The sequence below is a fragment of the Mesorhizobium sp. Cs1299R1N1 genome (assembly GCF_037179655.1).
GTDB classification, from domain to species: domain Bacteria; phylum Pseudomonadota; class Alphaproteobacteria; order Rhizobiales; family Rhizobiaceae; genus Mesorhizobium; species Mesorhizobium salmacidum.
Map to the genome: position 1 here is coordinate 1 of NZ_JAPYKR010000140.1, position 437 is coordinate 437.

Genomic DNA, 437 nt, shown 5'->3' on the forward strand with positions numbered 1-437 from the left:
AGCCGGCCAGACCGAGACGACCATCGATCGCAGCCAGTTCGACAACCGCCCCGCATTCTCGGTCGGCGACGTGCTGCGGGACAGCCCCGGCGTTTCGGTCAAGCAGGGCAACGGCCCGCGCGATTTCGGCATCTCGATTCGCGGATCCAACGCGAGGAACGGCTTTGCCATCCGCAATCTCGTGATCTTCGACGACGGTTTTCCGGTGACGCAGCCGGACGGCCTGTCGCGGAGCGACCTTATCGATCCGCGAGCCTATAGCGCTATCGACGTCGTCCGCGGTTCCTCGTCGGCGCTGTACGGCAATTACGCAACCGGCGGCGCGCTCAATTTCCGGACACGGCCGGGCGGCACGATCGACGGCGTCGAATATGGCGTCGATGGCGGCAACTACGGCTACCTCAACAACTACCTTGCCGCGGGCAAGAAGGTCGGCA

1 protein-coding gene is annotated in these 437 nt (G+C 64.8%); it reads left to right on the forward strand.

Annotated elements, in window-relative coordinates; translation table 11 throughout:
• Positions 1–437 (forward strand): TonB-dependent receptor plug domain-containing protein (locus O7A70_RS34075; RefSeq protein ID WP_337144240.1); only part of this gene is annotated, 437 nt, incomplete at both ends.